Origin of the sequence: Streptomyces sp. NPDC088733 (genome assembly GCF_044751185.1) — a bacterium.
Classification (GTDB): Bacteria; Actinomycetota; Actinomycetes; order Streptomycetales; family Streptomycetaceae; genus Actinacidiphila.
Genome location: NZ_JBIVLH010000006.1, coordinates 216,208 through 242,947, shown reverse-complemented (window position 1 = coordinate 242,947; position 26,740 = coordinate 216,208). Strand labels below are relative to the sequence as shown.

Below are 26,740 nucleotides of genomic sequence, written 5' to 3'. Positions count from 1 at the left end.
GGTGTTTCCCTGGTCGCGCACAGTCTTGCAGGGGGTACTGACAACGCCCCCGACCAGCGGGAACAGCTCCGCGGGCGCCCCGGTCACACCGCCCGACGGACCGTCAGGAGCGCGGCGGCTGGCTGGCGATGACGGCGAATACCGCGCCCCCCGGATCCGCCAGGTGCGCGAAGCGGCCGACGCCCTCGGTGTGCTGCGGGGCCATGACCACCGAGCCGCCGAGCCGGTCCGCCGAGCGCACCACCGCGTCGCAGTCGGTGACCTCGAAGTACGGCAGCCAGCGCGGGACGACGCCCGCCGCTCCCATCTCGTCGGTGATCCGCACGACGGCGCCGAGGGTGGTGCTCCCGTCCGAGGTGGACAGCACCGTGTAGCCGGAGTCGCCGAAGGGGACCTCCTGCGCCTGCCAGTCCAGGACGGAACCGTAGAAGGCGATCGCCGCGGCGGGGTCGGGCACGAACAGCTCCGCCCAGCACAGGCTGCCGGGTTCGGTGACCAGGTCCAGGCCCCGGGTCTCGCCCGGTTGCCAGACGGAGAAGTCCGCGCCGCCGGGATCGGTGAAGCCCGCCGTCCGCCCGTTGGTGAACACGTCGAAGGGCCCGAAGCGGACCGTGCCGCCCGCCTGCTCGACGGCCTTGGCGGTGGCGTCGGCGTCGTCCGCCTGGAAGAACAGCATCCAGGCCGGGGGCGAGCTCTCGTCGGCGGACGGACTGAGGGCGGCCACGGTTCTCCCGTCCAATTGGAAGAACCCGTAGCCGCCCGCTTCCGGCCCCAGGGGCCGCATGTCCCAGTCGAAGAGCCCGCTGTAGAACGCGGCGGACGCGCCGGGATGGCTGCATCCGAGGTCGAGCCAGCTCGGGGCCCCGTGGGCGTAGTGAGTCGTGAGCATGACGGGCTCCTTCGCTACGGCGTGCTGCCCTGTGCCGTCCTCCCGCTTCCGCCCTCAGTCTGGCACCGCCGCCCGGCTCCCGCCGGGCGGCGTCACTTCTTGGCCTTGGTGAACTCGTCGTACGCCTTCAGCACGTCCGAGGTCGAACCGTCCATGCGGAGGGTGCCGTGCTCGAGCCAGATGGCGCGCGTGCAGGTGTCCCGGATCGTGTTGTTGTTGTGGCTGACGAGGAAAACCGTTCCGGCTTCCTCGCGCAGCTCGCGGATCCGGGCCTCGGAGCGCTTGCGGAAGCTGTTGTCACCGGTGGCCAGCGCCTCGTCGATCATCAGCACGTCGTGCGTCTTGGCCGCCGCGATGGAGAACCGGAGCCGGGCCGCCATGCCGGAGGAGTACGTCCGCATCGGCAGGGAGATGAAGTCCCCCTTCTCGTTGATGCCGGAGAACTCGACGATCTCGTCGTAGCGCTGCCTGACCTCGTCCTGGGTCATGCCCATGGCCAGGCCGCCGAGCAGGACATTGCGCTCGCCGGACAGGTCGTTCATCAGCGCGGCGTTGACGCCGAGCAGCGACGGCTGGCCCTGCGTGTAGACCTTGCCGCTCTCCGCGGGCAGCAGGCCGGCCACCGCCTTGAGGAGGGTGGACTTGCCCGAGCCGTTGGAGCCGATCAGTCCGATCGACTCGCCGCGGTACGCGGTGAAGCTCACACCGCGCACGGCGTGCACCGTGCGCACGTTCGGGTTGCCCTTGCGCCGGATGATGCGCGACAGCGCGTTCACGGCGCTGCCCCGCGCCGCGCCGGCGCCGTGCACCCGGTAGACGATGTGCAGGTCGTCCACGATCACGGTGGGAATGCGCTCGTCAGCCACGGCCGTACCGCTCCTCTGCCTTCCAGAAGTACACAAAGCCGCCGACGCCCATCACGACGGCCCAGCCCAGCGCGACCGGCCAGACGTGCGGCGGCAGCTGGTCCGCGGTGAAGCTGTCGATCAGCGCGAAACGCATCAGGTCGATGTAGACGGCGGCCGGGTTGATACCCAGCAGCACCTTGACCACGTAAGGGGCGTGCGCCGCGACGTGGCTGATGCTGTACATCACACCGGACATGTACATCCACGTGCGCAGGATGAACGGCATCAGCTGCGCGAGGTCCGTCATCTTGCTGCCGATGCGCGCCACGACCATCGCGAGGCCCGCGTTGAACACCGACTGGAGCAGCAGCGCCGGCACCGCCAGCAGCCACGACGGCCGCGGCACCTCGCCGGTCATCAGCACGATGGCGAACAGCACGAGCATCGACATCATGAGCTGCTGCAGCTGCATGAGCGTCTGGGCGATCGGCAGGCTCGCGCGCGGGAAGTGCAGGGCGCGCACCAGGCCCAGGTTGCCGGCGATCGCGCGGACGCCGGCCATCACCGAGGACTGGGTGAAGGTGTAGACGAAGACGCCGGTGACGAGGAACGCGATGAAGTTGTCCACGCCCCGGTCGGTGCCGAGCAGCAGGCCGAAGATCAGGTAGTAGACGGCCGCGTTGAGCAGCGGCGTCAGCACCTGCCACAGCTGGCCGAGGCGGGCCTGGGTGTACTGCGCCGACACACGGGCCGTGGCGTACGAAATGATGAAGTGACGGCGCCCCCAAAGCTGCCGTACGTACTGGATCAGGCTTGGCCTGGCTCCGCTCACCGAGAGGCCGTACTTGGCCGCCAGTTCGCCGGGGGGGAGCGTCAGCGTGCCTGGCGGCGCGGTGGCCGCGGAGGAGGACTCGATGTCAAGGCTCACGGGGGCGGCGCTTTCTTTCGAGGGAGGGGGTGCGGGGTGGGGGGTTAACGCTAAACCGGAACGACACCGTACCGTCGTGATCGAGACGTTAGACCACCCGAGCGCTGGAACGCAACCGTTCCGTCGCGACGTCGCGTAGGCTGCCGCCCATGGCATCGGACACCGCCCCATCCCGCCGCGCCCCCGCCGGGGCCGCCGTGCTCCGTGACGACGTCACGGAGGCGATCCGTGCTGCGGTCTTCGCGGAGCTGGCGGCGGTCGGCTACGGCCGGATGTCGATCGAGGGCATCGCCCGCCGCGCCGGTGTGGGCAAGGCCGCCGTCTACCGCCGCTGGCGTTCCAAGCTACCGCTCGTCCTCGACGTCGTGTCCGCGGTCGCCGCACTCGGCGTCCCCGCCCCCGCGACGGGTTCGCTCCTGACCGACATCCGCGTGCTGCTGGAGGTCACCGCACGGGCACTGCGGCACCCCGTCGCCTCCCAGATCATCCCCGATCTGCTCGCCGAGGCCTCCCGCAACCCCGAGATCGCCGAAGCCCTCCAGACAGCGCTCAGGGACACCCAGCGAGGCATCGCCTCCGGCATCATCGACAGCGCGATCGCCCGCGGCGAGCTGCCGCAGGGCACCGACGCCGAGCTCGCCCTGGACCTCATCGCGGGCCCCCTCTACTGGCGCCTCGCCGTCCTCCGCGCACCCCTCTCGCCGCGCTACCTCGACCGTCTCTCCGCCGCCACGACCGCGGCGCTCGCGGCGACAGCCGCGATGTGATCATACGCACATCCGTCAGCCGCGAGGGATCGCGAAGTCGTCGAGGTGGGCCTGGTCCAGGGCCGGCCAGGGACCGGCGGCGGTGAGGACCGCGAGAGCCGACGTGGGGAACTTGTCGGCGGCCCGCAGCAGGGCCTCCGACGCGCCGCCGCCCGCGAGCCGGAGAGCGAGGTCCTGGACGCCGGGGTTGTGCCCGACGAGCAGGACGGTACGGACGCCGTCGGGCGTCTCGCGCAGGACGTCGAGCAGGGCTCGGGCGGTGGCCGCGTAGAGCCGCTCGTCGTACGCGACCCGCGGCTCTGCGCGGCCGCCGAGGGCGTCGGCGGCCAGCTCCCAGGTCTCCCGGGTACGCACGGCGGTGGAGCACACCACGAGATCCGGGATGTGCTTGTTCTCACGCAGCCAGCGCCCCACGGCAGGCGCGTCACGGCGACCGCGGGCGCCGAGCGGACGGTCGTGGTCGGGGACGTCCGGGGGCCAGGCGGACTTGGCGTGCCGCAGCAGGACGAGATGCCGGGTCACGGCCGCACCCCGCCGATCTCACGGGTGAGCTCCAGGCCCAGGAAGCGGTCCATGTGCGCGAAGGTCTCGAACCGCGAACCGGGCGGCAGTTCCGTCTGCGCCCCGACGAAGTCGAGGGCTTCCAGCACGGCCGGGGTGTCCAGGTCGCGGGAGAGCGCCGCCCGCATGCGCTCGACGTGCTGCGCGCACATCGGCCTGGAGGGCTCCTCGGCCCACAGGGCGACATCCCGGCGCCAGCGGGCGAGCCGCGCGGCGGCCGTGCCGAGCGCCGGCGGCGCGAGTTCCAGGGGCACCCGGCGGTCCCGGCCCATCAGCGCCAGCCGGAGGTCCAGCCCCGGGGACATGCCCCCGGAGACGGGGCCGACATCCATGCGCACGCCCTCACCCTCGTCGCCGGGGTCGTCCGTGTCGCCCACGGCCACGACCCGCACCGCCACCCGGCCCGCCAGGCCCTCCTGGGCCTCGGACACGGTCGCCACCCGGATCGCCGCGGGGGCGGCTCCGAGCGCCCCGCTGAAGCCGGCGTCCTCCGCCCCGACCACGGCGAGCAGCACCTGCCCCCCTGTGGCCTCGACCGTCCGCACGAGCACGTCGGTGGTCACGATCACCCGCGCGGCCTGGGCACCGCTGCCGCGGGGCACGCAGGCCACGACCCTCAGTGGAGCCCGGCGTCCCGGCTCCAACTCCACGGTCCCGCCCGTCCGGCCGTCCTCGATGCGCAACACGCCTCCGAATCTACGCCGCGTGCGGGCCTTGCGGCCCGAGCACGGTGCCGCTTGGCTCTTTCCCCACCCTCCCTCCCGAGTGCCCGGCACGGTAAGTGCGGGCCCCGCACGTGTGCTGTGGGGGGTCGGCGCCGCTCCGGAGTCCGTCCTCGGGGCTCGCGGTTTACCCCCGTACATCGTGTGCCGCGGTCGCCGCTCGTCCCCTGCGGGCGGACCCCGGCGCACCCCCTCCCGGGGTCGTTGGGGCGACTTACGGCCGGTGGGGGTGCCGTGGGCGGTGACGGCGGAGCAGGTCGTTGGCGCGGCGCCAACGCGTGCCCGAGCACGGTGCCGCTTCAGACCACCCACCGGGGATCAGGCGCGAGAGCTCACGGAGGGGGCGGGGTTGGAGGGGTGGCGTTCTGGACACTGGAGCATATTTGGGTGCGTGACCCGGAGTGCTCAAGGCGGGTACCTGAGGCACCTAAATGTGCTGTCCAGAATGGCAGCCCCGGAGGCCCCGCACCCGGCCCCCCAACGACTTGCGTCGGGGCGCGTGACTTCACGGGGCACACGGGAGGGAGGGCGGGGGACTCACGCACTCGGCGGCGCGCCGCCCCGGCGCTGTGCACCCCCTCGGGGCCCGACCTACAGTTGCGCATATCGGGCACAACGGACGGACAACCTGCACAGCCCAGCGAGAGGAGCCGTCAGTGCGTGAGATCCTCCCGGCGCTGAGCCGCTGGTACGCCTCCGGGACCCCCTTCGGCCTGGCGACCGTCGTCGACGTCAGCCGCAGCGCGCCGCGCGGTCCGGGCGCGGCCATGGCCGTCGGGCCGGGCGACGAGGTCGTAGGCAGCGTGTCCGGCGGTTGCGTGGAGGGCGCCGTCTTTGAACTCGCCAAGGAGGTCGTGGAGTCCGGCGAGGCCCAGGTGCAGACCTTCGGCTACAGCGACGCGGACGCCTTCGAGGTGGGGCTGACCTGCGGCGGCGAGCTGACCCTGCTCGTCCGGCCGGTGTCCCCCGCCACCGATCCGGCCTTCGGTGCGGTGGCCGCGTCCGTCGCGGCGCACCGGCCGGTGGTGACCGCGACCGTGCTCGACGGACCCGCCCCGCGCGGGGCCTCGCTCGCCGTGTGGCCCGACGCGGTCGCCGGCACCCTCGGCACCGAGGGCCTGGACGCGGCGGTCACCGACGACGCCCGCGGCGGGCTGGCCCAGGGCGTCACCGGGCTGCGGCACTACGGCCCGCGCGGCGAGCGGCGCGAGGACGCCGTCCGCGTCTTCCTCCACAGCTTCGCCCCGCCCCCGCGCATGCTCGTCTTCGGCGCGATCGACTTCGCCGCCGCGGTGGCGCGGATGGGGCTGTTCCTTGGCTACCGCGTGACGGTGTGCGACGCGCGGAAGGTGTTCGCGACGCCCCGGCGCTTCCCGGAGGGCGTGGAGGTCGTGGTCGACTGGCCGCACCGCTATCTCGGCGGCACCGAGACGGACGATCGCACGGTCATCTGCGTCCTGACCCACGACCCCAAGTTCGACGTGCCGCTGCTGGAGGAGGCGCTGACGCGTCCCGCCGCGTACATCGGCGTGATGGGCAGCCGCCGCACCCATGAGGACCGCCTCAAGCGCCTGCGCGACACGCCGGTCCCCGCCGAGGCGCTGGCCCGCTTGCGCTCCCCCATCGGGCTCGACCTCGGCGCGCGTACGCCCGAGGAGGTCGCGGTGTCCATCGCGGCCGAGATCGTCGCCCTGCGCTGGGGCGGTACCGGGATGCCGCTCTCCGCTACCGCGGGAGCCATCCACCCGCCGGTGCTCAGCCGGGTGGGGGCGTCCGGCTGACGGCGGTCGCCCGCGGGCTCACAGGTTGATCATGTGGCCCGCGAGGCCGTGCAGCGCCTCCTGGACCGCCTCGCCGAGGGTGGGGTGCCCGTGGACGTTGCGGGCCAGCTCCGCCGCCGTCAGGTCCCATTTCTGGGCGAGCGTCAACTCCGGCAGGAGCTCGGTGACTTCGGGGCCGACGAGGTGGCCGCCCAGGAGTTCGCCGTGGGTGGCGTCGGCGACGAGCTTGACGAAGCCGCCCGAGTCCCCGAGACCGTGCGCCTTGGCGTTGGCGGAGAACGGGAACTTGGCGACGCGGACGTCGAAGCCGCGCTCGCGGGCCTGCGCCTCGGTCCAGCCGAAACTGGCGATCTGCGGCTGGCAGAAGGTCACGCGCGGGATCATCACGTAGTCCAGCGGCATGGTCTCCGCGTCGCCGATGGTCTCCGCGGCGACGATGCCCATGGCCTCGGCGGCGTGCGCGAGCATCAGCTTGGCGGTGACGTCGCCGATGGCGAAGATGTGCGGGACGTTCGTACGGCAGTACTCGTCGATGTCGATGGCACCGCGCTCGGTCAGCCGGACCCCGGTCTGCTCCAGTCCGTAGCCCGAGACGCGCGGCTGGAAGCCGATGGCCTGGAGCACCTTGTCGGCCTGGAGGGTCTGCCGCTGGCCGCCCGTGGTGACCATGACCTTGACCGTGTCGCCGGAGTCGTTGATCGCCTCGACCCGGGTGGAGGTCAGCACGTCGATGCCCATCCGCTTGTAGCGGCGCGCCAGTTCCGCCGAGACCTCCTCGTCCTCCAGCGGCACCACGCGGTCCAGGAACTCCACGAGGGTCACCTTGACCCCGAAGTTGTGCAGGACGTAGGCGAATTCGACGCCGATGGCGCCCGCCCCCGCGATCAGGACACTGCGCGGGAGCGTGTCCGTCATGATCTGCTCCTCGTACGTCACGACCCGCTCGCTGAGCGACGTACCGGGCAGCAGCCGGGTGGTGGCCCCGGCGGCGATGATGCAGTGGTCGAAGGTGACGGTCTGCGAACCGCCCTCGTTGAGGGCCACCTGGAGGGTGTGGTCGTCGGTGAAGGTGCCGCGGCCGTCGAACTTGGTGATGTCGTTCTTCTTCATCAGGTAGTGGACGCCCCTGACCCGGCCGTCCGCGACCTTGCGGCTGCGCTCGAAGGCCGCGCCGTAGTCGAGGGTGACCTCGCCGTTCACCCGGATGCCGAAGGTCTTGGCCTCCTGGGTGAAGATCTGGGCCAGTTCGGCGTTGCGCAGCAGCGCCTTCGACGGGATGCAGCCGACGTTGAGGCACACGCCGCCCCAGTAGCGCTCCTCGACGATCGCGGTCCGCAGCCCCAGCTGGGCGGCCCTGATGGCCGCGACGTACCCGCCGGGGCCCGCGCCCAGGACGACGACGTCGAAGTGTGAACTGGTCATGCGGCAACCCCTGTCTGGACCACTGACGGATGCTCGTGCAGGCCGGACTTCCCCGTGTGCAACGATCACCCGCGCGGTTCGGCCGCGCAACATGTGCGCGGTGTCCGGCCCGTCACATCTGCGTCGTCCCACGGCGGATGAGCCGGCACGCCTCCGGCATCCGTGGCCAAAGGTTCCGGCCGAGCCCGGGACGGCGGCCCGGGTGACCGGGAATGCGCGCTCCGGGCGCACGACTGATCACTTCCGCCAGGAGGCGACCGGTTGCGGGCGCCCGTGGCGGCAGGGACCTACGTCCTTTCCGCAAAGGACTTCAGGACGGACCAAAGTCCGAGGTCAGCGACGGATGCGCCCCCTACGGTGGAGTGCTGATCCACGCATGCGGCGCATGCGTCCGAACGGCACCAGGAGGTATCCCCGTGGCACTGACGACTCGCGCGAACCGGACGCTCGGCGTCCTGGCGGTGACGATCGCCGGAGCCTCGGTGATGGCCTGCGGCACCCAGCACATGTCCCAGACGGCGGCCGCGGCGCCCGCCAAGGCGGCACCCACCGCGACCGCCACGCCTTCCCCGGCGACCCCGTCCGCACCGTCCGCCCCGTCGGTCCCGCACTCCCCGGCCGCCAAGGCGCCCGCGCCCACCGCCGGCACTCCCCGCACCGCGGCCCCCGCCAAGCCCACGCACCACCGCGCGACCGCTCCGGCCCATCGGGCACACCCGTCGCACCCGCACACCGCGCCCGCCCCCGCCCGGCCCGCCACCCCGCCGGCCGCGCACCGCACGACCGCCGGCACCCCGGCCCACGCACCGGGCGCCGGCCGGGTCGACCAGTCCATCCAGCACGGCGCGGAGGGCGGCGGGAAGTCGGTCGCGCTGACCTTCGACGACGGCCCGGACCCCACGTGGACCCCGAAGGTCCTCCAAGTCCTCGCCGCGCACCACGCCAAGGCCACCTTCTGCGAGATAGGCCCCAACGCCGCCGCGCACCCGGACCTGGTCAAGAGGATCAGCGCGGCCGGCCACCGCCTGTGCGACCACTCCGTCCACCACGACGAGGCCCAGAGCGGCAAGTCCGCCGCCTACAACCGCCACGAGATCCTCGACGCGCAGCAGGAGATATCGCGCGCCGCGGGCCACGGCGACCGGGTCTGGTACTACCGCGCCCCGGGCGGCGACTTCTCGCCCGCGATCCGCGCGATAGCCGCCGGCCACGGCCTGCGCCCGCTCGGCTGGACCGTCGACTCCGAGGACTGGCGCCGGCCCGGTGTCGACTCCATCCTCAAGAACGTGAACAGCGAGCTCAAGCCCGGCGGGATCATCCTGATGCACGACGGCGGCGGCGACCGGTCGCAGACCGTCCAGGCCCTCGAAACCCTGCTCGACCGCCTGGACGCGGCCGGCTACACCTACACCTTCCCCGGGCGCTGAATCGCGCGGGCGGCGCGCCCGGCGCACCATGAGCACATGGCTACCGGGAGCGCCATCGACGCCGGGACCGTGGTCAACATGCGGGATCTCGGCGGGATCCCGCTGGCCGGCGCGGGCCCGGGCCGGGTCGTGCGCCCCGGTGTGGTGCTGCGCTCCGGCCCGCTCGACCGCTACGACGCCGGGGCGGACCCGGACGTCGCGGGTCTCGGTATCCGTACGGTGGTCGACCTGCGCACCCACGACGAGCGGGCCGGCGCCCCCGACGTCCTTCCCGAGGGCGCCCGGCTGTTCGTCGCCGACGTTTTCGGCGACAGCCCCGACCTGCCCGCCGCGCGGCTGCCGGCTCTGCTCGACGACCCCGCGGGGGCGCACCGGGAGCTCGGCGGGGGCCGGGCCGAGGAGCTGATGGCACGGGCGTACGAGCGTATGGTGCGGTCGCCGCGGGCGTGCTCCGCGTACTGCGCGCTGCTGGAGACCGCGGCGGACCCCGAGGCGCGTCCGGTGCTCTTCCACTGCACGGCGGGCAAGGACCGCACCGGGTGGGCGAGCACGGTCCTGCTGACCCTGCTCGGCGCGGATCCCGCCGTCGTGGAGCGGGAGTTCCTGTCGGTCAATCCCGCGGTGCGCGAGGCCTTCGGCCCCGGGCTGCGGCGTTTCGTGGCGGCCGGCGGCGACCCGGAGATCGCGGAGGCCGTCGTCGAGGTGCGCCCGCGCTACCTGGAGGCGGCGCTGCGCACGGTGGCCGAGGACTGGGGGGATGTCACCGGCTATGTGCGGCACGGCCTGAGACTGCCCGATGCCGCCGTGGAGCGGCTGCGGGACGGACTGGTCGCCCCCGGCTCCCGGGCGTGACGATTCCGCGCACACGGGCTGCGCGGGCGCCCCGGAGACGGTGTAATGACGAGGTGGTCAGGGACGGCGCGAAGGGACGCAGAGTTCGGACGCTGTCGGCCGAGCTCGCGCTCAAGACGCTCCGATCCGGTCCTGACCAGGCGGGACGCCTGAGATCCGTCGTCGAGCAGGCCCTGGTCTTCACGGGCGCGACGCTGGTCGCCGTCTACTTTCCCGCCGAGGGCGGCGAGGAGCTGCGCCTGGTGGCGTCGGCCGGCGTTCCTCGTACGCTGTACGGCCTGCTGGACGATTATCCCGCGGACGGGCCTTCGCCCGTGGCGACCGCGGTCCGGCGCGGCCGGCCGGTCGTCGCCACCTCGGGCACCCCCGACCCGTACGGCACCGCGGCCGAGGGCGAACCACCCGACGGCGCCGCCCCGTTCGACGTGCCGCTGATCGCGCTGCCGGTGCGGGCCGAGGAGCGCGGCGCGGGCTGCCTGGTCGCCGTCACCGACGACCCGGCGGGCTTCGACGCCGAGGACCGGCAGTGCCTGCAGCTGTACGCCGCGGCCGCCGCCTGCTCCCCGCGGGAAGCGCCCCCGCCCGGACCGCCGGAAACGTCGGAAGCCCAGCCCGGCGGACCGGCCCACGACTTCGACCTCGCCATGGACACCGGGCGGATCCGGGTGAACGACGAAGTGCTGGCACTGTTCGGCCTGGCGCCGGCGGATTTCGACGGGCGGGTGGACACGCTGCTGGCACTGACGGTGCCGGAGGACCTGCCGACGGTCATGTCCGTGGTCGAACCCGGTCACATGGCGACCGGTGAGCGCGAGTTGGAGTTCCGTATCCGCCGGCCCTCGGGCGAACTGCGCTGGCTGCGGCTGCGCGGGCACGTGGTGTTCGCGCAGGACGGGCGTCCCGCGCGGCTGGTGGGCACCGTCGGCGACACCTCCCGGCTGCGCACCGGCGTCAACGACGTGGGCCGGATCCAGCAACTGGCGACCGACCTGTCGAACGCCTCGACGGTCCAGGAGGTCAGCCAGGTCGTGGCCACGGCTCTGCGCGGGCCGCTCAACGCGGACCGGATCGCGCTGGCCGAGGTGGAGACCGACCGGCTGGTGGTGACCGTGCTCGACCCGGCCGACCAGAGCGCCTGGCCCGACGTGTGGCGCAGCGAGTGGCGCACCGAGTGGCCGGACGCGCCGACCCGCTCGACGCCGACCCTGGCGACCGCGCTGCGCGAGGGCAGGATCGCCTTCTGCCCGCCGGGGACGCCCCTGGAACCCGCGCTGGCCGGGGTGGGCACCGGGGGGCTGGCCGTGCTGCCGCTGCCGGCCGCGGGGCGGGTGGTCGGCTGCTGCCTGATCGGCTGGGACTCCCCGCACGAATTCGCCCCCGACGAACGGGCCGTGCTGACCGCCGCGGCCGGCCTGGCGGGCCAGGCGCTGGTCCGGGTGCGGGCCTTCGACGCCGAGCACGAACTCGTCGCCACCCTCCAGCGCACCCTGCTCCCCCGCCGCCTGCCCGAACTGCCCGGCGGAACCGCCGTCGCCCGCTACCTGCCGACCACCGGCGGCCTGGAGGTCGGCGGCGACTGGTACGACGTGATCCACCTTCAGGACCACCACGTCGCCCTGGTCATCGGCGACGTGCAGGGGCACAACGCGGGCGCGGCCACGCTCATGGGCCAGATGCGCACGGCGATCCGCGCGTACGCGGTGGAGGGGCACCCTCCCGACGTCGTCGTCTCGCATGCCAACCGGCTGCTCATGGGCATGGAGACCGACCTGTTCGCCACGTGCTGCTACGTGTCCGTCGACATGGAGGCGGGCAGCGGATGGTGCGTCCGCGCCGGGCACCTGCCCCCGGTCCTGCGGCTGCCCGACGGCACGACGCAGACGGTGGAGGGCGACGGCGGGCCGCCGCTCGGTGTCAGCGCGCACGCCGAGTTCCCGCTGATCCCGCTGCGCCTGCGCCCGGGCACCGTCCTGGCGATGACCACCGACGGGCTGGTGGAGTCCGCCGAACTGCACTACGACGACGGCATGCGGCGGCTGGCCGCGTCGCTCTCCGCCACCGACCCGGGCCATCTGGGGCTGATGGCCGACGCGCTGCTGGACGGCGCCACCCGCGGCGACGACATCGCCCTGCTGCTCATGCGCTACGACGGCATGGCGGTCCGGCCCGTCCGCGAGAGCTGGACGGTGTGGCGGCTGCCCGATGCCGCCTCGCACGCCCGGCGTTTCACCGGCCGCACCCTGCGTGCGTGGGGGCTACCCCGCGACGAGGTGGACACCGCGCTGCTGGTCGTCTCCGAACTCGTCACCAACGCCCTGGTCCACACCGACGGGCAGGTCCGGCTCGACCTCACCCTCATCGGCGACCGGCTGCGCATCGCGGTCGGCGACTCCTCTCCGCGCACTCCCGTCAAGCCCGCCGTCGTCAGCTGGCAGGACACGGGCGGGCGCGGCATCCTCCTCGTCGAGGCGGTGTCGACGACCTGGGGCACGGTGCCGCTCAGCGGCGGCAAGCAGGTGTGGAGCGAGCTGACGGTGCCGCCGCGGTCCGTCTGAGCCTCCCCCGGACACGGTTGAGCCCGCCTGATCACCGGTGACCACCGACTGAGCGCCGTGCCACGGCAGTTGAACCGGAACCGCTTCAAAACCGTGACCTGCAGCACCTCTTCCCGACATGCCGACCAGTCGGTATCGTGCGGCCACCCCGGAGCGCCCCGGGACGTACCGGCCCTGCCCGCTTGGAGACCACGTGATGACGTACTTCGGCGACACCCGGCACCACCCGTCCGCACCCCGCCGCGCCGTGCCCGGCCGGCGGCCGGGGACCGCGGCGCCCCGGCCCGCCTGACCGGATCACGTGCCGTGGGCCCCGCCGGTCCACGGCGACGCCTGAACACGACCGAATCCGATTCTGGTTCTGGTTCTGGTTCCGGTGGCGGCCCCGTCTCCTGTCCCCCCTTCTGCTGTTTCTCCCGTTTCTCCCGCCCCGCCGAACTCCCCTAGGAAGGGTGACTGGTGGAAAGCCTCCTGCGGATCGACGACCTCGGAGTCTCCTTCGGTGGTCTGTCCGCGCTCGACGCGGTGTCCCTGTCGGTCCGGCCCGGTGAAGTGCTCGGCGTCATCGGGCCCAACGGCGCCGGAAAGACGACCCTGTTCAACGCCGTCTGCGGTTTCGTGCGCCCGGCCACCGGCACCCTGCACTGGCAGGACCGCCCGGTGTCCTGGCCGCGCCCGCACCAGCTGGCCCGGCTCGGCATCGCCCGCACGCTCCAGGGGCTGGGGCTGTTCCCCCGGCTCACCGTGCTGGAGAACGTGATGGTGGGCGCCACCCGGCACGCCCGTGCGGGCTTCGCCTCGGCGCTGCTCGGGCTGCCCCGCTCCGACCGCGACGAACGCCTGCTGCGGCACCGCTCCCTGGCGGTGCTGCGCGAACTCGGGGCGGAGGACGTCGCGGCCCGGCTGCCGGGCGAACTCCCCTACGGCGTGCAGAAACAGGTGGCGCTGGCCCGCGCGCTGGCCGGGGAGCCGCGCCTGCTGCTGCTCGACGAACCCGCGTCCGGGCTCTCCGAGGCCGAGATGCGCCGGCTCGGCGAGATCATCGGCGGCCTGCGCGAGCGGATGGCGGTCGTCATCGTGGAGCACCACATGGACCTGGTGATGAGCGTCTGCGACCGGGTCCTGGTGCTGGACTTCGGCCGGGCCATCGCCCAGGGCACACCCGACGAGGTGCGGGAAGACCCCCTGGTCACCGAGGCCTACCTCGGCGACGAGGTCACGGAGCCGGCCGGGGACGCCGCAGCGGGCGCGCCCGCCGCGCCCGGCACCCGAGAGGAGTCCTCCCGTGCTTGAGATCGACGGTCTGGCCGTCCGCTACGGCGTGGTCCGGGCCTTGGACGAGGTCTCGCTGACGGTGGACCAGGGCTCGATCACCGCCGTCCTCGGTGCCAACGGCGCCGGGAAGACCACCCTGCTGCGCGCCGTCCACGGGCTGGTCCGCCCGCGCGCCGGCCGCATCGTGCTGGACGGCGAGGACATCACCCGCCTCCCCGTGGAGGACGCCGTACGCCGCGGACTGGCCCATGTGCCCGAGGGCCGCGGGCTGATCACCGAGCTGAGCGTCCACGACAACCTGCGCCTGGGCGGCCTCTGGCGCGGCCGCGCCGAGCGCCGGGCCCGGCTCGGCGAGGGGCTCGACGAGGTCTACGGCCTCTTCCCCGCGCTGGCCGAGCGCCGGGCCCGGCCCGCCGAGACGCTCTCCGGCGGCGAACGGCAGATGCTCGCCATCGGGCGCGCCCTGATGACCCGGCCGCGGCTGCTGCTGCTCGACGAGCCGTCGCTCGGCCTCGCGCCCCGCGTCACCGCCCAGATCCTCGCCGTCCTGCGGGAGTTGCGGGACCGGCAGGGACTGACCGTGCTGCTCGTGGAGCAGAACGCGCGCAGCGCGCTGTCCGTCGCGGACCACGGTGTCGTGCTGAACCTGGGACGGGTCGTCGCCGCCGACGCGGCCGCCCGTCTCGCCACCGCGGACGACCTCCGCCACGCCTACCTGGGGTTCTGAATGTATTTCATCAATCTGACACTCGGCGGGGTGAGCAGCGGCATCGTCTACGCGGCGGTCGCGCTCTCCCTGGTGCTGATCTGGCGGGCGACGCGGATCGTCAACTTCGCGCAGGGCGGCATGCTGATGATCACGACCTTCGTGGCGCTCGGCGTCATCCACGCGACGGGCTCCTACTGGGCCGGGCTGCTGGCGGCGCTGGCCGCGGGCTTCCTGCTGGGCGCGGTGGTGGAACGGCTGCTGGTGCGGCCGGTGGAGAACGCCCCGCCGATGAACGCGGTCATCGTCACCCTCGGCCTGCTGCTGTTCCTCCAGGCGGTCGCCGGGATGGTGTGGGGCGGCTCGCCGCGCTCCTACCCGCCGCTGCTGGGCATCCAGGGGTTCGGCGTCGGCGGCGCGCGGCTGCTGCTGTCGCCGTCGGACCTGTTCACCATCGGCGCCGTGCTGGTCGTCATGGGGCTGCTGGTGGTCCTGTTCCGTGCCACGCCGGTGGGGCTGCGAATGCGTGCGGCGGCCTTCGCGCCGGAGGTGGCGCGGATGTTCGGTGTGCGGGTCGGGCGGGTGCTGACGCTGGGCTGGGCGCTGGCCGGCGCGGTCGGCGCGCTCGCCGGCGTGCTGATCGCGCCGACCACCTTCGTGGGGCCCAACCAGTTCGACGCGGTGCTGGTCTTCGGCTTCGCCGCGGCCGTCGTGGGCGGGCTGGACAGCCCGCCGGGCGCGGTGGTCGGCGGGCTGGTGGTCGGGCTGACGCTGAGTTACGTCTCGGGCTACCTGGGCTCCGAAGTGGCCCTGCTGGGCGCCCTGGTGGTGCTGATGGCGGTGCTCATGGTGCGGCCGAACGGGCTGTTCTCCCGTACCTCCGTGCGACGGGTTTGAGGGACGATGGCAGACACCACTGACACAACTGACACGGCTGACACGACCGGCACGGCGGAGCCCTCCGCCGCGAAGTCCCCCTTGAGCGGCCCGGCCTGGCTGCGCCCGGCACTCGACCGGACCCTGGTACGGCACCTGGTGACCGGCGCGGTGGCCCTGCTCGTGCTCTGCGCCGTCGCCGCCGCCCTGCCGCCGTTCCAGAACCTCCAGATCGCCAGTGTGGCCACCTATGTGTGCGCGGTCGCCGGCCTGACGGTGCTGACCGGGCTCAACGGCCAGATCTCGCTGGGCCACGGCGCCCTGATGGCGGTCGGCGCGTACGGCACCGGGCTGTTCCTCACCAACCTCGGCTGGCCGCTGCTCGTGGCCCTGGTGGCCGGAACGGCGCTCACCGCCGCGGTCGGTGCCCTCGTCGGCACGGCGGCGGCCCGCCTCCAGGGCCCGTACCTGGCGGGCGCGACGCTGACGCTCGCGGTCGGCCTGCCCTCGCTGGCCAACTACCGCCACCTGTCGGACCTGCTGGGCGGCGAGAACGGCCTGGTGGTCGCCACTCCCCCGCCGCCCGCGGCGCTCGGCCCGTACTTCCCGCTGGAGCGCTGGCAGGCGTGGATCTGCCTGCTGTGCGCGGTGGTGGTCCTGGTGCTCCTCGCGGACCTCGGCCGCAGCCGGATCGGCCGGTCGTGGCGCGCGATCCGGGACGACGAGGACGCGGCGGCGCTCGCCGGCATCCCCGTGGCCCGGCTGCGGGTGCTCGCCTTCGTCGTGAGCGCGGCCTGCGCGGGCCTGGGCGGCGGCCTGCTCGCGGTCGTCAGCTCGCTCGCGGCACCGGGGGCGTTCCCACTGGCGCTGTCGCTGTCGCTGCTGACCGGGGCGGTGCTCGGCGGGCTGGGCAGCCTCGCGGGCGCCGTCTACGGCTCGATCGTGCTCGTCCTGCTCCCCACCTGGACCGGGGACGTGGCGGACGCGCTGCACCTGTCGCGGGGCTTCTACGCGAACCTGCCGCTCGCCCTGTTCGGTCTCGTCCTCGTCCTGTCGATGCTCGTCTTCCCGCAGGGCATCCAGGGCGCCCTGGTCCGGCTGGCCCGGCGGCTGCGGGCGGCGCGCCGCGCGCCGTCCTGACCGCTCCCCCTCACGGCACGACCCCGCACATCCGTCCATCACCCACCGAATCCGGTTCGGTTCCAGGAGGGACCATGAGAAGAAGTCTCCGCACCGCACTCCGCGCACGCCTGCACCTGCGCGCCACGGCGGCATTCGCCGTCCTCGCACTCGCCCTCACCGCGTGCGGTGGCGACTCCGGCGGCGGTTCGACGCCCGGCGTCACCAAGGACAGCATCGTCATCGGCAGCCACCAGCCGCTCACCGGCCCCGCGGCGCCGGGCTACAGCAACGTCTCGCAGGGCGCGAAGGCGTACTTCGACTACGTCAACGACCACGGCGGGGTCAACGGCCGCAAGATCGACTTCCGGTACCGCGACGACGCGTACAACCCGACCGAGACGGTGAAGATCACCAAGGAACTCGTCCTGCAGGACAAGATCTTCGCGATGCTCGGCGGCCTCGGCACCCCGACGCACACCAAGGTCGTGGACTTCCTCAACGCCCAGCGCGTGCCCGACCTGTTCGTCTCCTCCGGCTGCCGCTGCTGGGACGAACCGAAGAAGCACCCGCAGACCTTCGGCTGGCAGCCCGACTACGTCGTCGAGGGCAAGATCCTCGGCCAGTACATCAAGGAGCACTTCGCGGGCAAGAAGGTCGCGTACTTCTACCAGGGCGACGACTTCGGCAAGGACGGCGTCGCCGGGCTCGACCAGTTCATCGCGGCCGACCAGGTCGTCAGCCGGCAGAGCTACCAGCCCGGCGGCACCGACATCAGCCCGCAGGTCGCGGCGATCGCGGGCTCGAAGGCCGACGTCGTCGTGCTGTTCACGATCCCCAGCTACACGGCGCTGTTCAAGCTGACCTCGGTCAAGCTCCGCTACAACCCGCAGCTGGTGGTGACCAACGTCGGCTCCGACCCGACCACGCTGGGCGGCCTGCTCGACGCGTACGTGAAGAAGGCCGGCGGCACCGCCGACGTCGCCGCGCTGATGGACGGCATCATCACCGACACCTACATGCCGCCGACCACGGACACCTCCAACAGCTGGATCAAGCTGTTCCGTTCGATCCACGACAAGTACATCCCGAAGACGCCCTTCGAGGGCAACGTGGAGTTCGGGATGTCCATGGCCTACACCTTCGTGCAGGCCCTGAAGGGCGCCGGGAAGGACCCGACGCGCGAGTCGCTGGTCAAGGCCGTGGAGAAGGGCGGCTTCACCGGCCCCGGCCTGGTCCCGTTCCGCTACAGCGCCGACTCCCACGCCGGCTACACCGGGGTGCAGATCGGCACGCTGAAGGGGTCGGAGATCGGCCTGGAGGGCACACCGCTGGTCACCGACAGCGGGACCGGCCCGATCACGGAGTACACCACCGCTCAGCCCGAGGCGCCCGCGGACGGGATACCGGCATCCTGACCGAAGGGACCGATCGGACCGAAGGGTAGTGTTCTGCCCCACCAGGCAGTGACGGACGAGAGGTCCAGGGATGGGCGACACACAGGGCGACGAGCCGCCGACCGGCGATTCCCCTGACGCCCCCGCGGACCGGGGGTCCGGGCCGGCGGCCGCACCCGCGACCGCGCCGGCCCGGACGCCCAGCCGCGCCGAGACCACCCGCCAGGCCCTGCTCAAGGCCGCGCGGGAGGTCTTCGGCGAGGCCGGCTACACGGCCGCCGGCATCGCCGAGGTGGTCCGCCGCGCCGACGCCAGCGTGGGCGGCCTCTACCACCACTTCGACGGCAAGGCCGACCTCTTCCTCGCGCTCTGGGAGGACTTCCGCGCCGCCCAGGCGCATGCCGCCGCGCAGGCCGTCTCCCGGCGCCGCGCGTCCGGTGAGAGCCACCCCCGCGCGCTCTTCCTCACCGGCACCCGCGCCTACCTCGAACACACCTGGGCCCGGCGCGAGATGGCCAAGCTCTTCTACACCGGCGACACCCCGCCGGGCTTCGATGTGATGGGCCGCCGGAACCTGCGGACCTGGATCCACCACAACGCGACCCTGCTCGGCACCAGCAGGGAAGAGCCGGGCGACCGCACGCTGCTCATCGCGCTGACCACGACCATCGCGGAGATCGGCCGCGAACTGGTGGCTTGCGACGACGCCTGCGAGGCGGCCGCCCTCACCGACAGCGCCATCGAACTGATCGACGGGCTCTGCGACTTCGCCCCGGGAGGGGCGCGCCACCCGGCCCGGCAGCCTCAGATGCGCTGACCCGGCGCCTGCGTGGTGTCGCGCTGCCTCGGCAGGGCGACCTCCGCCGCCCCCTTGCCGCTCTCCTCCTGACGGAGCATCACCGTGCGGGTGGGGTAGGAGATCTCGATGCCCTCCTCCTGGTAGCGGCGGTGCAGGCGCTTGAGGAACTCGTGCTTGATCCGGTACTGCTCGCCGTACTCCGAGGTCCGCAGGATCACGTTGAAGTCGATGCGGGACTCGCCGAAGGTGTGGAAGCGCACCGCGGGCTCGTGCGCGGGCACACCGCCCTCGACGCCGGCCATCACCTCGCCGGCGACCTCGACGGTCACCCGCTCCACGTGCTCCAGATCGTTGCCGTAGCCGACACCCGCCGGCACGATGAGCGACATCTGCTGCTCGGGCTGGTGGTAGTTGGTGGCGATGGCCCCGGCCAGTTTGGCGTTGGGGATGATCACCAGGTTGTCGGAGAGCTGCCGCACCACGGTGTTGCGCCAGTTGATGTCGACGACATAGCCCTCCTCGCCGCTGCTCAGCCGGATGTAGTCGCCGGGCTGCACGGTCTTGGAGGCGAGGATGTGCACGCCGGCGAAGAGGTTGGCGAGGGTGTCCTGGAGCGCCAGGGCGACCGCGAGACCGCCGACACCCAGGGCCGTTATCAGCGGCGCCACGGAGATGCCGAGCGTCTGGAGCAGGACCAGGCCGCCCATGGCCAGCACCGCGACGCGGGTGATGTTGACGAAGATCGTCGCCGAGGCCGCCACACCGGACCTCGACTGCGCGACGGACCGCACCGTCTCGGCCACCATGCGGGCGGCGGCGACCGAGGCGGCCAGGATCAGCAGGGCGACCAGGACCTGGTTGACCGTGCGGTCCACCGCGTGCTGGAGCGGGAGCGCGGCCGCCGCCGCCCAGGCGCCGGCGGCCAGCACGGCCCACGGGACGGCCGTGCGCAGCGCGGTGACGACGATGTCGTCCCCGTCCCACCGCGTGCGGGTGGCCCGTTCCCCGATCCAGCGCAGCGCCACCCGCAGCGCGAGCGCCGCCACCGCGCCCGCGGCGACCCAGGCGCCGGCGACCATCAGGTCGTGCATCGTCAGCGCGCGGTTCACCGGCCCGCTCCCGCCGTGCGTACGGATCCACCCGCGGGACGGGGTGCGTGCTGTGTCGTCACTGGTCGCCTTATCGTTCTGGGGACGTCGAAGGACCGCACCGGACATCACTCGTCCGTGTGCGATCTTCACCATCCTGCCGCAGTCGTCACCGTGCGCGCATGTCGCCGACCGGCCAACGGGAAGCATCGCGCCACGGGTTGGGCGGCTCCCCGCGCACCGGGACGGCGCACCCGGCGGCCGGTCCCGCTCCCGCGACGTGCGGGAGCGGGAGCGGGACCGGCCGCGACGGCTTCGCGCCGGCTACCGCACGCCGTCCGGCACCCGGGCCCAGCCGCCGGACCGGGCCGTGAAGGTGCCGCGGCCCTGGGTACGGCTGCGCAGCCGGGTCGCGTAGCCGAACAGCTCGGCCAGCGGCACGGTCGCGGTCAGCACGGCCGTGCCCGCCCGGACGGACTGGCCGGTGACGCGGCCGCGGCGGGCGGCCAGGTCACCGAGCACCCCGCCGACGGCCTCGCCGGGCACCGTGACGGTGACCTCGGCCACCGGCTCCAGCAGGGCCGTCCCGCCCGCCCGCAGCGCCTCGCGGAGCGCGAACCGGCCCGCCGCGCGGAAGGCCGCCTCCGAGGAGTCCTTCACATGCGTGGCCCCGTCGGTGAGCACGACCCGCAGGCCGGTGACCCGGTGACCGCCGAGCGGCCCCTCGGCGAGGGCGTCCCGGCAGCCGGCCTCGACCGCGCGCACGTACTCCTTCGGCACCCGGCCGCCGGTGACCGCCGAGGCGAACACGAAGTCGTCCTCGTGGGGCTCGACGTCGATCACCACGTGGGCGAACTGGCCGGCGCCGCCGTCCTGTTTGACGTGCCGGTGCACCCACCCCGTCACACCGCGCACGACGGTCTCCCGGTGGGCGACCCGCGGGCGGCCGACCGCGGCCTCCAGCCCGTGGGCGCGGCGGACCTTCTCCACCGCCACTTCCAGGTGCAGTTCGCCCATGCCGGACAGCACGGTCTGGCCGGTCTCGGCGTCGGTGCGGACCGTCAGCGACGGATCCTCCTCCACCAGCCTGGCCAGCGCCGTCGCCAGCCGGTCGGTGTCGCCGCTCCGGCGCGCCTCGACCGCGACGGTGACGACCGGCTCGGCCGTCCCTGGCGGTTCGAGGACCAGGGGCGCCGCCGGGTCGCAGAGCGTCGCACCGGCGCCGGCGGCCTTCACGCCGACGACCGCGACGATGTCGCCGGCCACCGCGCGGTCGACGTCGACGTGCCGGTCCGCCTGGACCCGCAGGATGCGGCCGATGCGCTCGGTGCGCCCGGCCCGTGCGTCCAGCACTGTGTCCCCCTTCCGGATCGTGCCCTCGTACACGCGCAGATACGTCAGCCGTCCCGTCGCGGTCGCGGCGACCTTGAACACCAGCCCGGCGAAGGGCTGCCGCGGGTCGGCCGCCGTGCGCACCGGCGGGACGTCCAGCGGCGACGGCAGGTACGCGACCGCGGCGTCCAGCAGCGGCTCGACGCCGCGGTCGCGGTAAGCCGATCCGCACAGCACGACCACGCCCTCCCCGGTACGGGTCAGGTCGCGCAGCGCCGCGCGCAGGGTCGCCTCCGCCACCGCGCCGTCCGCGCAGAACTCCTCCAGCGCGGCGGGGTGCAGCCCGGCCACCGTCTCCTCCAGCAGCCGCCGCCGGCGCCGCGCCTCCTCGCGCAGCGCCTCGGGCACCTCGCCGTCCTCGTACGCCCCTGCGCCGGCCGGCCAGGTCAGCGCGCGCATGCGCAGCAGGTCCACCACCCCGGTGAAGCCGTCCTCGCGCCCGACCGGCAGCTGCACCACCAGCGGGACGACGCCCAGGCGTTCGGCGATCGACGCGACCGCCGTGTCCAGGTCGGCCCCGGCCCGGTCCAGCTTGTTGACGAACGCGATCCGCGGCACGCCGTGCCGGTCGGCCTGCCGCCACACCGACTCGCTCTGCGGCTCGACACCGGCGACGGCGTCGAAGACCGCGACGGCACCGTCGAGCACGCGCAGCGAGCGTTCCACCTCGTCGGAGAAGTCCACGTGGCCCGGTGTGTCGATGAGGTTGAGCCGGTGGCCGTCCCAGTCGCAGCTCACCGCCGCGGCGAAGATGGTGATGCCCCGGTCCCGCTCCTGCGGGTCGAAGTCGGTGACGGTGGTGCCGTCGTGGACCTCGCCGCGCTTGTGGGTGGCGCCGGTGAGGTACAGGATCCGCTCGGTGACGGTGGTCTTGCCCGCGTCGACGTGGGCGAGGATGCCCAGATTGCGGACGGCGCGGACGGCGGTCAGGGGTCGGACGGTGCGCATGGCCCGTTGCCTTTCGGACGATCAGATGATCGGGTGGTGGGCGGCGCGATTCCCGGACGGCGCGCCCCGGCAGCGGGGCGCGGGTGGCCCCGCGGTGACAAGCGCGGCGAAGGCCGCGGTCCTGCCGGGGGGATCAGAAAGTCGTCGCGGGCGTCCGGTGCCGGCCGCGCAGCGGGCACCGGGCCGCGGAGGACACCAGGATCACCTCGTGGCCCGACGGGGGAACGACGGCTGCGGTGCGGCAACGCACGGCCCGGCTCCCCTCGTTCGGCACGGAACGCGCCGCGGTGTCGGGGCGGCGCGTGATCGAGGGCGAGCGTAGCGGGCGGCGGGCGACCGGGTCACCGGGTTTTCTGCCGCCGCCGTCCCGCCGCCGTCCCGCCGCAGCCTTCGCCCCGTCAGCTCCCGCAGGCGCCCGGCCAGGCGTAGCCGGGCAGCAGGTGCTGCCAGCGCTGCCGGTCCGAGGGGCCCGCGAGGCGGCACAGGAGGGCGGTGCGATGGCGGACGTCGGGGTCCCAGAGCCGGATCGTGCCGTCGTTGCCCGCGCTGGCCACGGTCGCGCCGTCCGGGCTGAAGGCGACGCTCCACACCGCCCGGGTGTGCCCGGTCAGCGTGGCGGTGAGCCGTCGTGCCGCCGGGTCCCACAGCCGGACGGTGCGGTCGTTGCCGCTGCTGGCGAGCGTCCGCCCGTCCGGCGCGAAGGCGACACCCCGCACGGAGCCGGTGTGGCTGGTCAGGACGCCCGCCGGGCGGGAGTGCCGCACGTCCCACAGCCGCACGCTGCCGTCGTTGCCGCTGCTGGCGAGCGTCCGCCCGTCCGGCGCGAAGGCGACACCCCGCACGGAGCCGGTGTGCCCGGTGAGGACCGCCGCGGCGCGCCGGGTGCCGGTGTCCCACACACGCAGCGTCAGGTCGTCGCTGCCGGTGGCCAGCAGGCGGCCGTCCGGGCTGAAGGCGACGCAGTTCACGAAGTCGGTGTGCCCGGTGAGGACGGCCGCCTGGCGTCGTGCGGCAATGTCCCAGAGGCGGACCGTGCGATCGGCGGAACCGGTCGCCAGGGTCCGCCCGTCGGGGCTGAACGCCAGGGCGAACACGGCACCCAGGTGGCCGCTCAGGACCGCCGCGCTCCGCCGCGTCCGGGTGTCCCACAGCCGCACCGTGCGGTCCCCGCCCGCCGAGGCCAGCCACCGTCCGTCGGGGCTGAACGCGACGTCGTAGACCGGGCCGATGTGACCGGTCAGGGTGTACGCGAGCACGTGGCGGGCCATGTCCCAGACCCGTACGCTGCCGTCGCCGCCCGCCGAGGCCAGGGAATGCCCGTCCGGGCTGAAGACGGCCTTCCACACCTCGGTGACGGGCGAGGCGGCCAGGGTGCTGCGGCGCAGGTCCCACAGGACGACGGTCCGGTCGAAGCCGGCGCTGGCGACCAGGTCGCCGCCGGCGGCCACGGCGACGGAGAGCACGTAGTCGGTGTGGCCGGTGAGGGTGCCGACCGGCAGGTGGGTGCGGGTGTCCCAGCGGATGACGGTGCCGTCGCCGCCGGCCGACAGGACGGTGCGGCCGCCGGGCCCGAAGGCGAGGCCGTTCACGTCGTCGTCGTGGCCGGTGAGCGTCGCCGTGCGGCGCAGGGTGGCGACGTCCCGCAGTTGCACGGTGCGGTCGGCGCCGCCGCTGGCGAGGGTGCGTCCGTCGGGGCTGAACGCCAGGGCGAGCACGTCGCCGCTGTGGCCGCGCAGGACGGCCACGCTCCGACTCGTCCGGGTGTTCCGGGCGTCCTGGGTGTTCCACAACCGCACCGTGCGGTCGGCTCCCGCCGAGGCGAGCAGCGCGCCCCGGGGGCGGAAGGCCAGCGCGAGGACCTCGTCGGTGTGGCCGCTGAGCACGGCGGTCCTGCGGCGCGTGGCGACGTCCCACAAACTGATCCCGCCGTCACCGCCCGCCGATGCCAGCGTGCGCCCGTCGGGCGCGAACGCCACGGCGCGCACCGCTCCTTGGTGGGACGTCAAGACGGCGACGAGCCGGCGGCGCGGCACGGACCACAACCGGACGGTGCCGTCGGTGCTCGCGGACGCGAGCAACAGGCCGTCGGGCGAGAAGACCACCGAGCGGACGGGCCCGTGGTGCCCGGTGAGCACCGCCGCGGCGGTCCGGGAGGCGACGTCCCACAGCCGCACCGTGCGGTCGGAGCCGGCGGAGGCCAGCAGCCGCCGGTCCGGGGAGAACACGACCGCGTTGACGGCGCCCGTGTGCCCGGTGAGCCGCCCGGCGAAGGCGTCGGCCTGCGTGCTGAGCAGCGCGCCGCGGGCCTCGGTGGTGGGCGCGGTGCGGTAGGCGGCGTCGGCCAGCAGCATCGCCGCCTCGGGGCGGCCGACGGCCAGTTCGGCGGAGCGCGCGGCCATGGCCTGCGAGAGCGCGGTGGCGCGCTGCTGGTCGGCGGCGAGCCGCTGCTCCACGGCCACGCCGCCGGCCAGCACCGCGAGGACGAGCAGGACGGCCAGCACGGCGACCCCGATCCCCTGGTGCCGGGCCCGGCGGCGTACGAGCAGGCGGCGCAGGTCCTCCTCGCCGGTGGAGGCGGTGAGGAAGGCGTCCTCGACCGGGCTGAGTTCACCGGGCCGGGGGCCGGGCCCGGCCGCCCACTCGGCGGTGGCGGCCAGCCGGGTGCCGCGGTAGAGCAGCCCGGGATCGCGGCCCTCGCGATCCCACTCGCGGGCGGCCGCGGTGAGTTGCTGGTGCAGCAGCAGGTCGGCGCGGGCGGCGTTCACCCAGGTCCGCAGCCTCGGCCAGGCGCGCAGCAGCGCCTCGTGGACGATCTCCACATGGTCGGCGCCGACGGTCAGCAGCCGTGCCGCGACGAAGGCGTCCAGTGCGGCGCGGGCGGCATCGGCGTCCGGCAGTCCGTCGAGGAGGTCCGCGGTGCCGCGGGGCCGCCGGGACTGCTCGTTGTCCTCGCCGACCCGCACCAGCCGCAGCAGAAGCCGCCGGGCGGCCTCCTGCTCCGCGGGCGACAGCGCGGTGAACAGGGCCTCGGCGGCGGTCGCGACGGACCCGTGGATGCCGCCGGCGGCGAGGTAGGCCGCGACGGTCATGGTGCGGCCCGAACGCTGCCGCCACGTGGCCATCAGGGCGTGGGCGAGCAGCGGGAGCGTGCCCGCGGGACCGCCGGAAAAGGCGTCGTCCTCGCGCCCGGCACCGCCCGGCGTCTGCGCACCGAGGTCCCGCAACAGCACGTCGACCAGGCCGGGTTCGAGCTCCGTGCCCTCCTCCTCGGCGGGCCGCACGATGCACGAGCGCAGTTCCCCGGGGCTCATGGCGCCCAGCGCGAACAGGCCGTCGCTGACGACCGGCACGAGGGAGGGATGCTCCAGGCAGCGCCCCGTGACGTCGGCGCGGATCCCCAGGACGACCGCGACGTCGCCGGAGGCCGCGATACCGGTGAGCGCGGCGACGAAGGCGCGCCGCTCGGCCTCGTCGTCGCAGAGGGTGAAGGTCTCCTCGAACTGGTCCACCACGACGACCAGGCCGGCGCCCTCGGCGCCGGGTCCGAAGGCCGCGACCAGGGCGGCCGCACGGGCGGCGGCCGGTGCCTGCCCCGTCAGGCCGTCGAGCCCGCCCCCGGACGGCACGCCGTGCAGCGCGTGGACCAGGGCGTCGAGCGGCCGGGCGGTCGGCGTGCACACCACCACCGGCCAGTGCCCGTACGGTCCCCCGGCCAGACCGGGCACCAGACCGGCCCGCAGCAGCGAGGACTTCCCCGCCCCGGAAGGCGCGACCACGGCCAACGGCCCCTTGCCGACGCGCAGTCGGAGGCGTTCGAGGAGTTCGGCGACGGCCCGTTCGCGCCCGAAGAACCGCACCGCGTCCTCGGTGCCGTACGCGGACAGCCCGGGATAGGGGCAGGGCGCCGCGGCGTCGTCGCCCGGCGGCGGCACGGACGGCAGCAGGGCGAGCAGACCGCCCCCGCCGTCCAGCGCCTCGTCGCAGAGCCGGGCGAGATCGGCGTTGACCGGCTTGCCGCCCGTCTCGATCTTGCTCAGGTACCCCTTGCTGTAGTGCGTGCGGCGCGCCAGCGCGGCCAGTGACAGGCCGCGCTGCAGCCGCAGTTCGCGCAAGGCCGGACCGAACGCCCTGTTCGGCGCCGTGGGTACGGCCGGCTCGTCTGGTGTCCGGTCCATCGGCTCCCCGCCGCGTACGGCGTGGTGCACGCCGTTGCCTGCCACCAGGCGGCTCCGCCGGTGGGCCCTTCCGCAGGATCAGGAGGGACGGCGGGCGGGGCGCGGTTCCCGGGGGCGCCGCGGCGGGGACGCGCACGGGCGAGAACCGGCCACAGGCCGGCGTCGGCCCACCACCCCCGTGAGCGGTGGGACGACGCCGGCCCGTGGCGGTCG

Annotated in this window: 20 protein-coding genes; 11 read left to right on the top strand and 9 right to left on the bottom strand. The window is 73.9% G+C overall.

Annotation, left to right across the window (positions count from 1 at the left end; translation table 11 throughout):
• Positions 1-103: 103 nt before the first annotated feature.
• From ACIP64_RS13675 to ACIP64_RS13665, 3 genes are all read right to left on the bottom strand, one after another.
• Entirely contained in the window at positions 104-889 is a 786-nt protein-coding gene (locus tag ACIP64_RS13675; protein ID WP_401585246.1) for a VOC family protein, read from the bottom strand.
• 92 nt (positions 890-981) lie between these two features.
• The gene (locus tag ACIP64_RS13670) at positions 982-1,755 is read right to left on the bottom strand and encodes an ABC transporter ATP-binding protein (protein WP_401585244.1); all 774 of its coding nucleotides are present in this window, start codon (positions 1,753-1,755) and stop codon (positions 982-984) included.
• Positions 1,748-2,653, bottom strand: coding sequence for an ABC transporter permease (locus ACIP64_RS13665; RefSeq protein ID WP_401585634.1), 906 nt, complete (start codon positions 2,651-2,653; stop codon positions 1,748-1,750). Before ACIP64_RS13665 ends, ACIP64_RS13670 begins: the two co-directional genes overlap by 8 nt.
• Before the next feature lie 161 nt (positions 2,654-2,814).
• Between ACIP64_RS13665 and ACIP64_RS13660 the strand changes: the two genes are divergently transcribed.
• Positions 2,815-3,432: a TetR/AcrR family transcriptional regulator gene (locus ACIP64_RS13660; protein ID WP_401585241.1), complete on the top strand. Its 618-nt coding sequence runs from the start codon at positions 2,815-2,817 to the stop codon at positions 3,430-3,432.
• Between the two features lie 15 nt (positions 3,433-3,447).
• On the opposite strand, the gene ACIP64_RS13655 is transcribed toward ACIP64_RS13660, so the two are convergent.
• Together ACIP64_RS13655 and ACIP64_RS13650 are read right to left on the bottom strand one after the other, a co-directional pair.
• Positions 3,448-3,954: a SixA phosphatase family protein gene (locus tag ACIP64_RS13655; RefSeq protein ID WP_401585239.1), complete on the bottom strand. Its 507-nt coding sequence runs from the start codon at positions 3,952-3,954 to the stop codon at positions 3,448-3,450.
• Complete coding sequence (locus ACIP64_RS13650) at positions 3,951-4,679, bottom strand: hypothetical protein (protein WP_401585236.1); 729 nt, start codon at positions 4,677-4,679, stop codon at positions 3,951-3,953. The genes ACIP64_RS13655 and ACIP64_RS13650 overlap by 4 nt, the downstream gene beginning before the upstream one ends.
• A gap of 692 nt (positions 4,680-5,371) precedes the next feature.
• Between ACIP64_RS13650 and ACIP64_RS13645 the strand changes: the two genes are divergently transcribed.
• Positions 5,372-6,496, top strand: a complete 1,125-nt coding sequence (locus tag ACIP64_RS13645; RefSeq protein WP_401585234.1) for an XdhC family protein — start codon at positions 5,372-5,374, stop codon at positions 6,494-6,496.
• Between the two features lie 18 nt (positions 6,497-6,514).
• Here ACIP64_RS13645 and lpdA read toward each other — a convergent pair whose 3' ends face one another.
• Complete coding sequence (gene lpdA / locus ACIP64_RS13640; protein WP_401585231.1) at positions 6,515-7,918, bottom strand: dihydrolipoyl dehydrogenase; 1,404 nt, start codon at positions 7,916-7,918, stop codon at positions 6,515-6,517.
• A 416-nt stretch (positions 7,919-8,334) separates the two neighbouring features.
• On the opposite strand from lpdA, the gene ACIP64_RS13635 reads away from it, so the two are divergent.
• The 9 genes from ACIP64_RS13635 to ACIP64_RS13595 all read left to right on the top strand — a co-directional run bounded on the left by ACIP64_RS13635 (position 8,335) and on the right by ACIP64_RS13595 (position 18,942).
• Entirely contained in the window at positions 8,335-9,345 is a 1,011-nt protein-coding gene (locus ACIP64_RS13635) for a polysaccharide deacetylase family protein (RefSeq protein ID WP_401585226.1), read from the top strand.
• A gap of 36 nt (positions 9,346-9,381) precedes the next feature.
• Positions 9,382-10,197 (top strand): tyrosine-protein phosphatase, encoded by an 816-nt coding sequence (locus ACIP64_RS13630; RefSeq protein ID WP_401585223.1) that lies wholly within the window; start codon positions 9,382-9,384, stop codon positions 10,195-10,197.
• 53 nt (positions 10,198-10,250) lie between these two features.
• Positions 10,251-12,752, top strand: coding sequence for a SpoIIE family protein phosphatase (locus tag ACIP64_RS13625; RefSeq protein WP_401585221.1), 2,502 nt, complete (start codon positions 10,251-10,253; stop codon positions 12,750-12,752).
• Positions 12,753-13,211: 459 nt separating this feature from the next.
• The gene (locus ACIP64_RS13620; protein WP_401585219.1) at positions 13,212-14,045 is read left to right on the top strand and encodes an ABC transporter ATP-binding protein; all 834 of its coding nucleotides are present in this window, start codon (positions 13,212-13,214) and stop codon (positions 14,043-14,045) included.
• Positions 14,038-14,754, top strand: a complete 717-nt coding sequence (locus ACIP64_RS13615) for an ABC transporter ATP-binding protein (protein WP_401585216.1) — start codon at positions 14,038-14,040, stop codon at positions 14,752-14,754. The genes ACIP64_RS13620 and ACIP64_RS13615 overlap by 8 nt, the downstream gene beginning before the upstream one ends.
• Before the next feature lie 30 nt (positions 14,755-14,784).
• A complete protein-coding gene (locus ACIP64_RS13610) occupies positions 14,785-15,630 on the top strand; it encodes a branched-chain amino acid ABC transporter permease (protein ID WP_401585213.1) in 846 nt (281 codons plus the stop codon).
• A gap of 6 nt (positions 15,631-15,636) precedes the next feature.
• Complete coding sequence (locus ACIP64_RS13605) at positions 15,637-16,749, top strand: branched-chain amino acid ABC transporter permease (protein ID WP_401585210.1); 1,113 nt, start codon at positions 15,637-15,639, stop codon at positions 16,747-16,749.
• A 74-nt stretch (positions 16,750-16,823) separates the two neighbouring features.
• Positions 16,824-18,146 (top strand): ABC transporter substrate-binding protein, encoded by a 1,323-nt coding sequence (locus tag ACIP64_RS13600; RefSeq protein WP_401585207.1) that lies wholly within the window; start codon positions 16,824-16,826, stop codon positions 18,144-18,146.
• Between the two features lie 70 nt (positions 18,147-18,216).
• The gene (locus ACIP64_RS13595; RefSeq protein ID WP_401585204.1) at positions 18,217-18,942 is read left to right on the top strand and encodes a TetR/AcrR family transcriptional regulator; all 726 of its coding nucleotides are present in this window, start codon (positions 18,217-18,219) and stop codon (positions 18,940-18,942) included.
• Here ACIP64_RS13595 and ACIP64_RS13590 read toward each other — a convergent pair.
• The 3 genes from ACIP64_RS13590 to ACIP64_RS13580 all read right to left on the bottom strand — a co-directional run bounded on the left by ACIP64_RS13590 (position 18,930) and on the right by ACIP64_RS13580 (position 26,572).
• Complete coding sequence (locus ACIP64_RS13590) at positions 18,930-20,033, bottom strand: mechanosensitive ion channel family protein (protein ID WP_401585202.1); 1,104 nt, start codon at positions 20,031-20,033, stop codon at positions 18,930-18,932. The two genes, ACIP64_RS13595 and ACIP64_RS13590, sit on opposite strands and share 13 nt — an antisense overlap.
• A gap of 303 nt (positions 20,034-20,336) precedes the next feature.
• The gene (gene fusA / locus ACIP64_RS13585) at positions 20,337-22,352 is read right to left on the bottom strand and encodes an elongation factor G (RefSeq protein ID WP_401585199.1); all 2,016 of its coding nucleotides are present in this window, start codon (positions 22,350-22,352) and stop codon (positions 20,337-20,339) included.
• 398 nt (positions 22,353-22,750) lie between these two features.
• The gene (locus ACIP64_RS13580; protein WP_401585196.1) at positions 22,751-26,572 is read right to left on the bottom strand and encodes a helix-turn-helix domain-containing protein; all 3,822 of its coding nucleotides are present in this window, start codon (positions 26,570-26,572) and stop codon (positions 22,751-22,753) included.
• Positions 26,573-26,740 lie beyond the last annotated feature (168 nt).

Bases quoted from the DNA above. Each gene is read 5' to 3' on its own strand.
- ACIP64_RS13675 (WP_401585246.1), bottom strand. From the start codon at position 889: ATGCTCACGACTCACTACGCCCACGGGGCCCCGAGCTGGCTCGACCTC.
- ACIP64_RS13660 (WP_401585241.1), top strand. From the start codon at position 2,815: ATGGCATCGGACACCGCCCCATCCCGCCGCGCCCCCGCCGGGGCCGCC.
- lpdA (WP_401585231.1), bottom strand. From the start codon at position 7,918: ATGACCAGTTCACACTTCGACGTCGTCGTCCTGGGCGCGGGCCCCGGC.
- ACIP64_RS13630 (WP_401585223.1), top strand. From the start codon at position 9,382: ATGGCTACCGGGAGCGCCATCGACGCCGGGACCGTGGTCAACATGCGG.
- ACIP64_RS13605 (WP_401585210.1), top strand. From the start codon at position 15,637: ATGGCAGACACCACTGACACAACTGACACGGCTGACACGACCGGCACG.
- ACIP64_RS13600 (WP_401585207.1), top strand. From the start codon at position 16,824: ATGAGAAGAAGTCTCCGCACCGCACTCCGCGCACGCCTGCACCTGCGC.
- ACIP64_RS13595 (WP_401585204.1), top strand. From the start codon at position 18,217: ATGGGCGACACACAGGGCGACGAGCCGCCGACCGGCGATTCCCCTGAC.
- fusA (WP_401585199.1), bottom strand. From the start codon at position 22,352: ATGCGCACCGTCCGACCCCTGACCGCCGTCCGCGCCGTCCGCAATCTG.